The organism is Streptomyces argenteolus, assembly GCF_042902585.1.
Classification (GTDB): Bacteria; Actinomycetota; Actinomycetes; order Streptomycetales; family Streptomycetaceae; genus Streptomyces; species Streptomyces argenteolus.
The window spans coordinates 971,130-983,863 of the sequence record NZ_JBIBEG010000002.1; the positions used below are offsets into that span (position 1 = coordinate 971,130).

A 12,734-nucleotide genomic window follows, 5' to 3' on the forward strand; every position below is an offset into this window, starting at 1 on the left:
AGGGGACAGCGACAATGCCGGCCGACGAGAGTTCAGCCGCGCGCGGAGCCGACCGCTCACGGGCGGCCTCGGCGATCAGCGGCGCGCTCACCCCGCCCCTGCTCGCCGGTGCGCTGCCCGCGGGCCCGGGCCTCCCTCCGGGGCTCGCCCTGCGGAGCCGGCCCGCCGCCGGTCCCCGGAGGCCCTCCGCGCCGCGCGGTGGCGGCGGCACACCGAGGGGCGGGGGCGCACAGCAGCCCCGGCCACGCCGCGGAGCCGGGGTGCGGCGGGCCTACGAGCGGGCACGACGGGCCTGGGACCGCCCTCTGACCGCCTACTACCTGATTCTCGGGTCGAGCCTGCTGATCACCGTGCTCGGCCTCGTGATGGTCTACTCCGCCTCGATGATCAAGGCCCTGGAGCTCGCCCGGCCCGCCACCTACTTCTTCCGCAAGCAGTTCCTCGCGGCCGTGATCGGGGCCGCGCTGATGCTGCTGGCCTCCAGGATGCCCGTCAAACTCCACCGGGCGCTGGCCTATCCACTGCTCATGGGCACGGTCTTCCTGATGGTCCTGGTGCAGGTGCCGGGGATAGGGATGTCGGTCAACGGCAACCAGAACTGGATCTATCTGGGCGGCCCCTTCCAGCTCCAGCCCAGCGAGTTCGGCAAGCTGGCCCTCATCCTGTGGGGCGCTGACCTGCTCGCCCGCAAGCAGGACAAGCGGCTGCTGACGCAGTGGAAGCACATGCTCGTGCCGCTCGTCCCCGTCGCCTTCATGCTGCTCGGGCTGATCATGCTGGGCGGCGACATGGGCACCGCGATCATCCTCACGGCGATCCTCTTCGGCCTGCTCTGGCTGGCCGGCGCCCCCACCCGTCTCTTCGCGGGTGTGCTCGCCTTCGCGGGCCTCATCGGCTTCCTGCTCATCAAGACCAGCCCCAACCGGATGTCCAGGCTCGGCTGCATCGGTGCCTCCGAACCCGGCCCCGGGGACTCGTGCTGGCAGGCGGTGCACGGAATCTACGCTCTGGCGTCCGGCGGATGGTTCGGTTCCGGGCTCGGCGCGAGTGTGGAAAAATGGGGGCAACTACCTGAACCGCACACCGACTTCATCTTCGCCATCACCGGGGAGGAACTGGGTCTGGCGGGGACGCTGTCGGTACTGGCCCTCTTCGCGGCTCTAGGCTATGCGGGTATCCGCGTGGCCGGACGCACGGAGGACCCCTTCGTGAGGTACGCAGCCGGAGGCGTGACCACCTGGATCACGGCGCAGGCCGTGATCAACATCGGTGCGGTGCTCGGCCTGTTGCCGATCGCCGGTGTCCCGCTTCCGCTGTTCTCCTACGGGGGCTCGGCCCTGCTGCCGACCATGTTCGCTGTCGGGCTCATGATCGCCTTCGCGCGAGAGGACCCTGCGGCGAGAGCGGCCCTGGCCATGCGGAGGCCCGGGGTCAGATGGAAGACGATGAGACGGCGCGTCACGAAGCGTCCGTCCGGAGAGCGGTGAATTTCGGTGCATGTCGTACTCGCCGGCGGGGGGACCGCCGGGCACATCGAGCCCGCGCTTGCCCTCGCAGACGCCCTGCGGAGGCAGGACCCGACCGTGGGAATCACTGCCCTCGGCACGGAACGCGGACTCGAGACCAGGCTCGTACCCGAGCGGGGGTACGACCTGGCACTGATCCCTGCCGTACCGCTGCCGCGTAAGCCGACACCCGAGCTGATCACCGTCCCGGGACGGCTGCGCGGCACCATCAAGGCCGCCGAGCAGATCCTGGAGCGCACCAAGGCGGACTGTGTGGTCGGCTTCGGCGGCTACGTGGCCCTGCCCGGCTATCTCGCGGCCAAGCGCGCCGGCGTCCCCATCGTCGTCCACGAGGCCAACGCCCGGCCGGGTCTGGCCAACAAGATCGGCTCGCGGTACGCCCACGGGGTCGCCGTCTCCACCCCGGACAGCAAGCTGCGTGGCGCCCGCTACATCGGCATCCCGCTGCGCCGCACCATCGCCACCCTCGACCGGGCGCGGGTCCGTCCCGAGGCGCGTGCCGCCTTCGGCCTCGACCCCAACCTGCCGACGCTGCTCGTCTCGGGCGGCTCGCAGGGCGCCCGGCACCTCAACGAGGTGGTCACGCGCATCGCACCGCTCCTCCAGCGGTCCGGAATCCAGATCCTGCACGTGGTCGGCCCGAAGAACGAATTGCCGCGCATCGACAACATGCCCGGGATGCCGCCCTACATCCCGGTACCGTACGTGGACCGGATGGACCTCGCGTACGCCGCGGCCGACATGATGCTCTGCCGCGCGGGCGCGATGACCGTCGCCGAACTCTCCGCCGTCGGGCTCCCCGCCGCCTACGTCCCGCTGCCGATCGGCAACGGCGAACAGCGGCTCAACGCCCAGCCGGTGGTCAACGCCGGCGGCGGTCTGCTGGTGGACGACGCGGCGCTGACCCCGGAATGGGTCCAGGGCAACGTCCTTCCGGTGCTCTCGGATCCGCACCGGCTGTACGAGATGTCCCGTGCCGCCGCGGAGTTCGGGCGACGGGACGCCGACGACCTCCTCGTCGGCATGGTGTACGAGGCGATTGCCGCACGCCGCCAGGCGTGAGGCGGTGCGGACCCGGGGCGAGGGCCCCGGGTCCGGCGAAGGAGCGAGCGTGGCCGGACCGACGACTGCCCAGCGCGGTGGGGCCGAACGGGCCGACACCCCGGCCCGCCCGCCGCACATCGGCCCGCGGGGGAGTCGGCTGAGCGGGCGCACCCGCCTGGTCCTGGCCGCGGCCGGAGTGCTGCTGACGGCCGCCGCGACGGTCTGGGTGCTCTACGGGTCGTCCTGGCTGCGCCTGGAGCAGGTGACGATCACGGGTACGGACGTCCTGGCCCGGACCGAGGTGGAGACGGCGGCGGGCGCCCCGCTCGGCGCCCCGCTGGTCTCCGTGGACACCGGCGCGATCGCCGGCCGGTTGCGCCAGAAGTTGCCTCGTGTCGACTCCGTGGATGTCGTACGGTCATGGCCGCACGGAATCAGCCTTAAAGTGACCGAACGAAAGCCGGTACTGCTGGTCGAAAAGGGCGAAAAGTTCATTGAAGTGGACGCAAAGGGCGTGCGCTTCGCCACCGTGGACAAAGCGCCCCCGCATGTACCTCTGCTGGAACTGGCGCCGGATCGGTCGGCCAGTCTGCGTCGCTTCGGAACCGACCGGCTGGTGCGGGAAGCGGTGCGCATCGCGGGTGACCTTCCGGGGAAGGTGGCAGGGGAGACCGAGTCCGTGCGGGTCACCTCGTACGACTCCGCTGTCCTCGAACTGACCCGGGGTCGCACGGTGATGTGGGGGAGCAGTGAGGAGGGGCCCGTGAAGGCGCGGGTGCTCACCGCTCTCATGAAAGCGTCTCCCAAAGCGGGACACTTCGACGTGAGTGCGCCCACCGCCCCTGCGGCGTCGAAGAGTTGACGCACGTTTGGCCTGGCCAGCCCCCTGGTTGGTCAGCGCTACGGGTGATCACATAGGGTGAAAAGAAAAACGGGAGGTTCGGCGTGTTCGTTGAATGCGCGCCACTTGTCGACTTAGTGTCCTGTTCGGAAGAGTCCATGAAGCAGACACACTGGTAACCCTAAACTTCAAGGTTAGGGTTTGGGTCGGCGTTCGGACCGACCCAATCGGCATCCGTCGTCGCGGCGGGACTACCGCGAAGCGACGACACGTAACTCGAGGCGAGAGGCCTTCGACGTGGCAGCACCGCAGAACTACCTCGCAGTCATCAAGGTCATCGGTGTCGGCGGCGGTGGTGTCAATGCCATCAACCGAATGATCGAGGTCGGCCTCAAGGGCGTCGAGTTCATCGCGATCAACACCGATGCGCAGGCACTGTTGATGAGCGACGCCGACGTCAAGCTCGACGTCGGCCGTGAACTCACCCGGGGCCTCGGCGCCGGGGCGAACCCGGCCGTCGGTCGCAAGGCGGCAGAGGACCACCGTGAGGAGATCGAGGAGGTCCTCAAGGGGGCCGACATGGTCTTCGTCACCGCCGGAGAAGGCGGCGGCACCGGCACCGGCGGCGCACCCGTCGTCGCCAACATCGCCCGCTCGCTGGGCGCCCTGACGATCGGTGTGGTCACCCGCCCGTTCACCTTCGAGGGCCGGCGGCGCGCGAACCAGGCGGAGGACGGCATCGCCGAGCTCCGCGAAGAGGTCGACACCCTCATCGTCATTCCCAACGACCGGCTGCTGTCCATCTCGGACCGTCAGGTCAGCGTGCTCGACGCCTTCAAGTCGGCCGACCAGGTACTGCTCTCGGGTGTCCAGGGCATCACCGACCTCATCACGACCCCGGGTCTGATCAACCTCGACTTCGCCGATGTCAAGTCGGTCATGTCCGAGGCCGGATCGGCGCTCATGGGCATCGGCTCCGCCCGCGGCGACGACCGCGCGGTGGCGGCGGCGGAGATGGCTATCTCCTCGCCGCTCCTGGAGGCGTCCATCGACGGCGCCCGCGGTGTCCTGCTCTCCATCTCCGGCGGCAGCGACCTCGGTCTCTTCGAGATCAACGAGGCGGCGCAGCTGGTGAGCGAGGCGGCCCACCCGGAGGCGAACATCATCTTCGGCGCGGTCATCGACGACGCGCTGGGCGACGAGGTCCGGGTCACGGTCATCGCCGCGGGCTTCGACGGCGGACAGCCGCCGGCCCGCAGGGAGAACGTCCTCGGGGCGGGCGCCGGCAAGCGCGAGGAGCCGGCTCCGCCGGCCCGGACCGCGGAGCCGGTGCGCCAGACGGGCGGGCTCGGTTCCGTGCCCCCGCGCGAGGAGCCGCAGGCCCCGGCCGAGCCGGCGCCGGTGGTGAACGAGACCTCGCTCCCGCCGGTCTCCCCGCCGCACGTCCCGACGGCCCGTCCGTACCAGGACAACAGCCAGGCCGAAGAGCTGGACGTACCGGACTTCTTGAAGTGATAGGTCCGCAGCACGCGGCCGAGGCCGCGGAGTCTTCGGCGGGCGGCGCCCATTTCGCCTTCACCGACAGGTGGGGCGGAGTGAGCGCCGTTCCGTTCGAGGAGCTCAACCTCGGGGGCGCGGTCGGTGACGACCCCGCCGCCGTCGTCACGAACCGGGCGCGCGCGGCAGAGGCCCTCGGCCTCGACCCGGCCCGGGTCGTGTGGATGAACCAGGTGCACGGTCGCGACGTGGCCGTCGTCGAGGGGCCCTGGGGCGACGCCCCGGAAATCCCCTCGGTGGACGCGGTGGTGACCGCCCGGCGGGGACTCCCGCTCGCGGTCCTGACCGCCGACTGCACGCCGGTACTGCTCGCCGATCCGGTGGCAGGGGTCGTCGCCGCCGCTCACGCGGGAAGGCCCGGACTGGTCGCGGGAGTCGTCCCGGCCGCGGTCGAGGCCATGACCGCGCTCGGCGCCGAACCGGCCAGGATCGTGGCGCACACCGGTCCTGCGGTCTGCGGCCGGTGCTACGAGGTGCCGGAGCAGATGCGCGCCGAGGTCGCCCGGGTGGTCCCCGCGTCGTGGTCGGAGACCAGTTGGGGGACCCCCGCGGTGGACGTCACCGCCGGAGTGCACGCCCAGCTCGACGCGCTCGGCGTCGTCGACCGGCACCGCTCGCCGTTCTGCACCCTGGAATCAGGCGATCACTTCTCGTACCGCCGCGACCGCACCACGGGACGGCTCGCCGGATATGTCTGGTTGGACTGATAGGGCATGACGGATCGCAGGACTCAACTCGCCGCGAACCTGGCCCGGGTGGAGGAGCGCATCGCCTCCGCCTGCGCCGCGGCTGGCCGCAAGCGGGAAGAGGTGACGCTCATCGTGGTCACCAAGACCTACCCCGCGAGCGATGTGCGTATTCTCCACGAACTCGGTGTGCGTCAGGTCGCGGAGAACCGCGACCAGGACGCGGCACCAAAAGTCGCCGCTTGCGCGGATCTGTCCCTCACGTGGCACTTTGTCGGTCAGTTGCAGACCAACAAGGTTCGCTCCGTGGCCGGTTATGCCGATGTGGTGCAGTCGGTGGACCGCGTGAAGCTGGTCACCGCGCTGTCCGCGGCGGCGGTCCGGGGCGAGCGCGAACTCGGCTGCCTCATCCAGGTCGCGCTCGACGCGGAGAGCGGCGAGCGCGGGGACCGCGGCGGTGTCGCACCCGACGCGATCGACGAGTTGGCCGACGCGGTCGAGGCCGCGCCCGGGCTGAGACTCGACGGCCTGATGACCGTCGCCCCGCTCGCGGGCCCGTACGCAGGCCGGCAGCGGGCCGCTTTCGACCGGCTGATGGAATTCTCATCCCGCCTGCGCGGGAACCATCCGGCTGCGAACATGGTCTCTGCTGGGATGAGTGCGGATCTCGAGGACGCGGTTGCGGCCGGAGCGACACATGTACGCGTCGGTACGGCGGTACTCGGAGTCCGACCCAGGCTCGGGTAACGTCGCGAAGCAAGTCGGACCACAGCAGAAAATATGGTCATTCCCGCTTCTTGCGGGCAGGCCGGAGTGGATCTCGGGCACTTGGTGACACGAATGCCGATCCACCACAGAGCGGAGGACTCGGAGCATGGCCGGCGCGATGCGCAAGATGGCGGTCTACCTCGGCCTCGTGGAGGACGATGGGTACGACGGTCCGGGGTTCGACCCCGACGACGAATTCGAACCCGAGCCGGAGCCCGAGCGTGACCGGCGCCGGCATCAGCCCGCCCATCAGGTGGAGCGGGAACGGGACGAACCGGTACGAGCGGTGCAACCCCCCGCACCGCGGGAGCCGGTTCAGCTCCCGGCGGAAAGTGGACGACCCGCCCGAATCGCACCCGTGGCATCCATCACACCTGACCGCCCGAACATGGAGAAGAACGCACCGGTGATCATGCCCAAGGTCGTGTCCGAGCGGGAGCCCTACCGGATCACCACGCTGCACCCCAGGACGTACAACGAGGCCCGTACCATCGGGGAACACTTCCGTGAGGGCACTCCGGTGATCATGAATCTCACGGAGATGGACGACACGGACGCGAAGCGACTTGTCGACTTTGCCGCGGGGCTCGTCTTCGGTCTCCATGGCAGCATTGAGCGCGTGACGCAGAAGGTGTTCCTGTTGTCGCCTGCTAACGTCGATGTCACGGCGGAGGACAAGGCCCGCATCGCAGAGGGCGGGTTCTTCAACCAGAGCTGAGAACACCGGGAACGAACCCGGCCGGGAGGCCGGGCAACGAAAGCCAGGGGAGAGGGAAGCGCGGGACATGGGCGTCGCACTGGATGTGGTCTATATCGCGCTGATGTGTTTCCTCATCGTGCTGATCTTCCGGCTGGTCATGGACTATGTCTTCCAGTTCGCACGTTCATGGCAGCCAGGCAAGGCGATGGTGATCGTTCTCGAGGGCACTTACACTGTCACCGATCCACCGCTGAAGCTTCTGCGGCGGTTCATACCGCCGTTGCGTCTCGGGGGCGTGGCACTTGACCTGTCCTTCTTCGTTCTGATGATCATCGTCTACATACTGCTCAGCCTCGTGGGCAAGTTTGCGAGCAGCGTGTGAACGATACGGTCTTGCCGACTGCCGACGACTACGTAGAGGTGAAGAAGAGATGCCGCTGACCCCCGAGGACGTGCGGAACAAGCAGTTCACGACCGTCCGCCTCCGAGAAGGCTATGACGAGGACGAGGTCGATGCCTTCCTCGACGAGGTCGAATCGGAACTGACGCGTCTGCTCCGTGAGAACGAGGACCTGCGCGCCAAGCTGGCCGCCGCCACGCGTGCGGCCGCGCAGAACCAGCAGCAGCAGGGCATGCGCAAACCCCCGGAACAGCAGGACCGGCCGGGTGCCCCGGTGCCCGCCGCCATATCGGGTCCGCCGGTGCAGCAGCAGCCCCCGCAGATGGGTCCCCCCCAGCTGCCCGGTGGCGCTCCGCAGCTGCCTGCCGGTCCCAGCGGCCATGGTCCTCAGGGCGGCCACGGTCCCGGTCCGCAGGGCCCGCACGGCCCCGGTCCGATGCAGGGCGGTCCCATGGGTGGCCCGATGGGCAGTCCCATGGGCGGTCACGCTCCGCAGCAGCAGATGCAGCAGATGCAGCAGCAGCAGATGCAGCAGCCCGGTCAGGGCCCCGGCGGCGACAGCGCGGCCCGTGTCCTCTCTCTCGCCCAGCAGACCGCCGACCAGGCGATCGCGGAGGCCCGTTCCGAGGCCAACAAGATCGTCGGCGAGGCGCGCAGCCGTGCGGAGGGTCTCGAGCGTGACGCCCGTGCCAAGGCCGACGCCCTGGAGCGGGACGCGCAGGAGAAGCACCGCGTGGCGATGGGCTCGCTCGAGTCGGCCCGCGCGACGCTGGAGCGCAAGGTCGAGGACCTGCGTGGCTTCGAGCGCGAGTACCGGACCCGCCTGAAGTCCTACCTGGAGAGCCAGCTGCGTCAGCTGGAGACCCAGGCCGACGACTCGCTGGCTCCGCCGCGTACCCCGGCCGCCGCTTCGCTGCCGCCGTCGCCTTCGCTGGCTCCGGCCGGTGCGGGTGCGATGGGGCACACCATGGGCGGTAACCACGGTGGTCACGGCAGCCAGCAGATGGGCAGTGGCAACCAGTCGATGGGCGGTGGCCCGTCGTACGGCGGCGGCCAGCAGCAGATGTCGCCCGCGATGACGCAGCCGATGGCGCCGGTGAGGCCGCAGGCCCCGCAGCCGATGCAGCAGGCTCCGTCGCCGATGCGCGGCTTCCTGATCGACGAGGACGACAACTGAGCGGTACGCGCTCGCTGAGCGCGTAGCCGTCGGCAGGCTGAAGGGCCGGGCCCCGGGGTTTTCCCCGGGGCCCGGCCCTTTTCGGTGCGCTCGTGGGGCGCCTGGCGCTGCCCTTGCCGTGAGTCCGCGGGTGGCTCGGCGGTACGTAGGGACGGGGTGCTTACCGCACGGGCCCCGGTGACAAGGCCCGGTGACTGGGCACCGGCCCGGCTTCGTTACCCGGGAGCCGGCGAGGTGGTCCCGATGGTTCCGGTGGTCGAGGCGGTCCTGGCCGGCCCCGGAGGTCACAACGGTCGCAGAGGCCACGGAGGGCTGGAGGCACAGGAGCCGTGGGAGCCCGGCGGCCCCGGCAGCCCGGCGTCTCGGTGTCTCGGCCGGTGCCGGAGGTTGCAGGCCGGCCGGAGGCTCGGAGGGCCCTGGGGCCAGGGGCCTCGGGAACTGGAGGCCTCAGCGACCGGGAGGCCCAGAGCCCTGGAGCCTCCCCACGACCAGGAGGCCCGCAGACCCCGCAGGCTTCGGAGCCCCGCAGACCCCGGAGGCCCGCCGGTGCGGAGGGCGCGCGGCCCGGAGGGGGAACGCGAGGGGCCCGGCCGGGGAGTTCCGGCCGGGCCCCTCGGGTGTGATCCGGGTTACCGCTCCGTCTTGCGGAGGCGGAACGTCAGGGACAGGCCTTCGTCCTCGAAGGGCGCGCCGTACGTGTCATCCGCCTCGCCCTGCGCGTAGTCCAGGGCCAGGACCTCGTCCGCGATCAGGGACGCGTGGGCGGTGAGCGCCTCGGCCGTCTCCGGGGACGCCGACGTCCAGCGGACCGCGATCCGGTCCGCCACGTCCAGGCCGCTGTTCTTGCGGGCCTCCTGGATCAGCCGGATCGCGTCGCGGGCCAGTCCTGCGGCTCGCAGCTCCGGGGTGATCTCCAGGTCCAGGGCGACCGTCGCCCCCGAGTCGGACGCCACCGACCAGCCCTCGCGCGGGGTCTCCGTGATGATGACCTCGTCCGGGGCGAGAGTGATCCGCTCACCGTCCACCTCGACCGACGCGGTGCCCTCGCGCAGCGCCAGGGACAGCGCGGCGGCGTCGGCGTTCGCTACGGCCTTGGCGACCGCCTGGACGCCCTTGCCGAAACGCTTGCCCAGCGCGCGGAAGTTGGCCTTGGCCGTGGTGTCGACCAGCGAGCCGCCGACCTCGGAGAGCGAGGCGAGGGAGGAGACGTTCAGCTCCTCCGTGATCTGGGCGCGCAGCTCCGGGCCGAGCGACTCGAAGCCCGACGCGGCCACCAGGGCACGCGAGAGCGGCTGCCGGGTCTTGACCCCCGACTCGGCACGCGTGGCGCGTCCGAGCTCGACCAGGCGGCGTACGAGCGCCATCTGCGAGGAGAGCGCCGGGTCGATCGACGCCGGGTCCGCCGTCGGCCAGGACGACAGGTGGACCGACTCCGGGGCGTCGGGGCTGACCGGGACGATCAGGTCCTGCCAGACCCGCTCCGTGATGAACGGGGTCAGCGGGGCCATCAGGCGCGTGACCGTCTCCACCACCTCGTGCAGGGTGCGCAGCGCGGCCTTGTCGCCCTGCCAGAAGCGGCGGCGCGAGCGGCGCACGTACCAGTTGGACAGGTCGTCGACGAACGCCGAGAGCAGCTTGCCGGCGCGCTGGGTGTCATAGCCCTCCAGCGCCGCGGTGACCTCGTTCACCAAGGTGCCCAGCTCGCCCAGCAGCCACCGGTCCAGGACCGTGCGGTCGGCGGGGGCCGGATCGGCCGCGGAGGGTGCCCAGTTCGACGTGCGGGCGTACAGGGCCTGGAAGGCGACGGTGTTCCAGTAGGTGAGGAGCGTCTTGCGGACGACCTCCTGAATCGTGCCGTGACCGACGCGGCGCGCCGCCCACGGGGAGCCGCCCGCCGCCATGAACCAGCGGACGGCGTCGGCGCCGTGCTGGTCCATCAGCGGGATCGGCTGGAGGATGTTGCCCAGGTGCTTGGACATCTTCCGGCCGTCCTCGGCGAGGATGTGGCCCAGGCAGACCACGTTCTCGTACGAGGACTTGTCGAAGACCAGCGTGCCGACGGCCATCAGCGTGTAGAACCAGCCGCGCGTCTGGTCGATGGCCTCCGAGATGAACTGCGCCGGGTAGCGGCTCTCGAAGACCTCCTTGTTCTTGTAGGGGTATCCCCACTGCGCGAACGGCATCGAACCCGAGTCGTACCAGGCGTCGATGACCTCCGGGACGCGGTACGCCTCCAGTTGGCAGTTCTCGTGCGAGCACGTGAAGGTGATCTCGTCGATGAACGGACGGTGGGGGTCCAGCTCCGACTGGTCGGTGCCCGTCAGCTCGGTCAGCTCGGCGCGGGAGCCGACACAGGTGAGGTGGTCGTCCTCGCAGCGCCAGATCGGCAGCGGGGTGCCCCAGTAGCGGTTACGGGACAGGGCCCAGTCGACGTTGTTGTTCAGCCAGTCGCCGAAACGGCCGTTCTTCACGGAGTCCGGGAACCAGTTGGTCTTCTCGTTCTCCTGGAGCAGCCGCTCCTTGACCGCGGTGGTGCGGATGTACCAGGACGGCTGCGCGTAGTAGAGCAGGGCCGTGTGGCAGCGCCAGCAGTGCGGGTAGCTGTGCTCGTACGGGACGTGGCGGAAGAGCCTGCCCCGCGCGGCCAGGTCCTCCGTGAGCGCCTCGTCGGCCTTCTTGAAGAAGACGCCGCCGACCAGCGGGAGGTCCTCCTCGAAGGTGCCGTCCGGGCGGACCGGGTTCACCACCGGGAGGCCGTACGCCTTGCAGACCAGGAGGTCGTCGGCGCCGAAGGCGGGGGACTGGTGGACCAGACCCGTGCCGTCCTCGGTCGTGACGTACTCGGCGTTGACGACGAAGTGCGCCTCGCTCGGGAACTCGACCAGCTGGAAGGGGCGCTCGTACGTCCAGCGCTCCATCTCGCGGCCGGTGAAGGACGCGCCGGTGAGCTCCCAGCCCTCGCCGAGTGCCTTCTCGACCAGGGGCTGTGCGACGACCAGCTTCTCCGTGCCGTCCGTCGCGACGACGTACGTCACGTCCGGGTGGGCGGCGACGGCGGTGTTGGAGACCAGGGTCCAGGGGGTCGTCGTCCACACGAGCAGCGCGGCCTCGCCGGCCAGCGGGCCGCTCGTCAGCGGGAAGCGCACGAAGACCGAGGGGTCGACGACCGTCTCGTAGCCCTGGGCGAGCTCGTGGTCCGAGAGACCCGTGCCGCAGCGCGGGCACCAGGGGGCGACGCGGTGGTCCTGGACCAGCAGGTCCTTGTTGAAGATCTCCTTCAGCGACCACCACACGGAGTCGACGTACTCCGGGTCCATGGTGCGGTAGGCGTCGTCCAGGTCCACCCAGTACCCCATGCGGGTCGTGAGCTCGCTGAACGCGTCGGTGTGGCGGGTGACGGACTCGCGGCACTTCGCGTTGAACTCCGCGATGCCGTACGCCTCGATGTCCTTCTTGCCGTTGAAGCCCAGCTCCTTCTCCACCGCGAGCTCGACCGGCAGGCCGTGGCAGTCCCAGCCGGCCTTCCGGCCGACGTGGTAGCCCTGCATGGTCCGGAAGCGGGGGAAGACGTCCTTGAAGACACGGGCCTCGATGTGGTGGGCGCCGGGCATGCCGTTGGCGGTCGGCGGGCCCTCGTAGAAGACCCACTCGGGGCGGCCCTCGGACTGTTCGAGGCTCTTGGCGAAGACCTTGCTGTCGCGCCAGAAGTCGAGCACGGCGTGCTCGAGGGCGGGCAGGTCGACCTGGGCGGGTACCTGGCGGTACTGCGGCGATGTCATGTGCGGGCTTCCTCCGGCGGACGTCTTCCACTTCCGTCGGAGGGACGAGAGCCGGTCAGCTCCCGCGGTACCACCCTCCTTGGCCCCGGGCGTGCCCGTGGCCCCCTCATTGGGGTCGCGATGCCGGTTCTAGTGGCTCTGTGCCCACGGGCCGGGGCCCACGGTCCAAAGCGTTCTTCCGGCGGCTCCGGGGTGATCTTCACGGCGCGCTCGCCCCCGGGCTCCCACCGTCCCCGGGTCGCTCCTGGCTGCGTAC

The 12,734-nt window shown here is 70.2% G+C and carries 10 protein-coding genes; 9 read left to right on the forward strand and 1 reads right to left on the reverse strand.

What is annotated here, in order from left to right; translation table 11 throughout:
- Positions 1-14 precede the first annotated feature (14 nt).
- From ftsW to ACFY8O_RS10990, 9 genes are all read left to right on the forward strand, one after another.
- Positions 15-1,487: a putative lipid II flippase FtsW gene (gene ftsW / locus ACFY8O_RS10950; protein ID WP_208765933.1), complete on the forward strand. Its 1,473-nt coding sequence runs from the start codon at positions 15-17 to the stop codon at positions 1,485-1,487.
- A 6-nt stretch (positions 1,488-1,493) separates the two neighbouring features.
- The gene (murG, locus tag ACFY8O_RS10955; protein ID WP_145802162.1) at positions 1,494-2,588 is read left to right on the forward strand and encodes an undecaprenyldiphospho-muramoylpentapeptide beta-N-acetylglucosaminyltransferase; all 1,095 of its coding nucleotides are present in this window, start codon (positions 1,494-1,496) and stop codon (positions 2,586-2,588) included.
- A 49-nt stretch (positions 2,589-2,637) separates the two neighbouring features.
- Positions 2,638-3,432, forward strand: coding sequence for a cell division protein FtsQ/DivIB (locus ACFY8O_RS10960; protein WP_387900645.1), 795 nt, complete (start codon positions 2,638-2,640; stop codon positions 3,430-3,432).
- A 276-nt stretch (positions 3,433-3,708) separates the two neighbouring features.
- Positions 3,709-4,926: a cell division protein FtsZ gene (ftsZ, locus tag ACFY8O_RS10965; protein ID WP_145802165.1), complete on the forward strand. Its 1,218-nt coding sequence runs from the start codon at positions 3,709-3,711 to the stop codon at positions 4,924-4,926.
- Positions 4,923-5,675 carry a peptidoglycan editing factor PgeF gene (gene pgeF, locus ACFY8O_RS10970; protein WP_145802166.1) on the forward strand — a complete coding sequence of 251 codons (753 nt, stop codon included), beginning with the start codon at positions 4,923-4,925 and terminating at the stop codon, positions 5,673-5,675. Before ftsZ ends, pgeF begins: the two co-directional genes overlap by 4 nt.
- Before the next feature lie 6 nt (positions 5,676-5,681).
- On the forward strand, positions 5,682-6,401 hold the full coding sequence (locus tag ACFY8O_RS10975) for a YggS family pyridoxal phosphate-dependent enzyme (RefSeq protein ID WP_387900648.1): 720 nt from the start codon (positions 5,682-5,684) through the stop codon (positions 6,399-6,401).
- A gap of 127 nt (positions 6,402-6,528) precedes the next feature.
- Positions 6,529-7,140, forward strand: coding sequence for a cell division protein SepF (locus ACFY8O_RS10980; protein ID WP_145802169.1), 612 nt, complete (start codon positions 6,529-6,531; stop codon positions 7,138-7,140).
- 67 nt (positions 7,141-7,207) lie between these two features.
- The gene (locus tag ACFY8O_RS10985; protein WP_145802170.1) at positions 7,208-7,504 is read left to right on the forward strand and encodes a YggT family protein; all 297 of its coding nucleotides are present in this window, start codon (positions 7,208-7,210) and stop codon (positions 7,502-7,504) included.
- A 49-nt stretch (positions 7,505-7,553) separates the two neighbouring features.
- Entirely contained in the window at positions 7,554-8,699 is a 1,146-nt protein-coding gene (locus ACFY8O_RS10990; RefSeq protein ID WP_387900650.1) for a DivIVA domain-containing protein, read from the forward strand.
- 629 nt (positions 8,700-9,328) lie between these two features.
- On the opposite strand, the gene ileS is transcribed toward ACFY8O_RS10990, so the two are convergent.
- The gene (ileS, locus tag ACFY8O_RS10995; protein ID WP_387900651.1) at positions 9,329-12,478 is read right to left on the reverse strand and encodes an isoleucine--tRNA ligase; all 3,150 of its coding nucleotides are present in this window, start codon (positions 12,476-12,478) and stop codon (positions 9,329-9,331) included.
- Between the last annotated feature and the right edge of the window lie 256 nt (positions 12,479-12,734).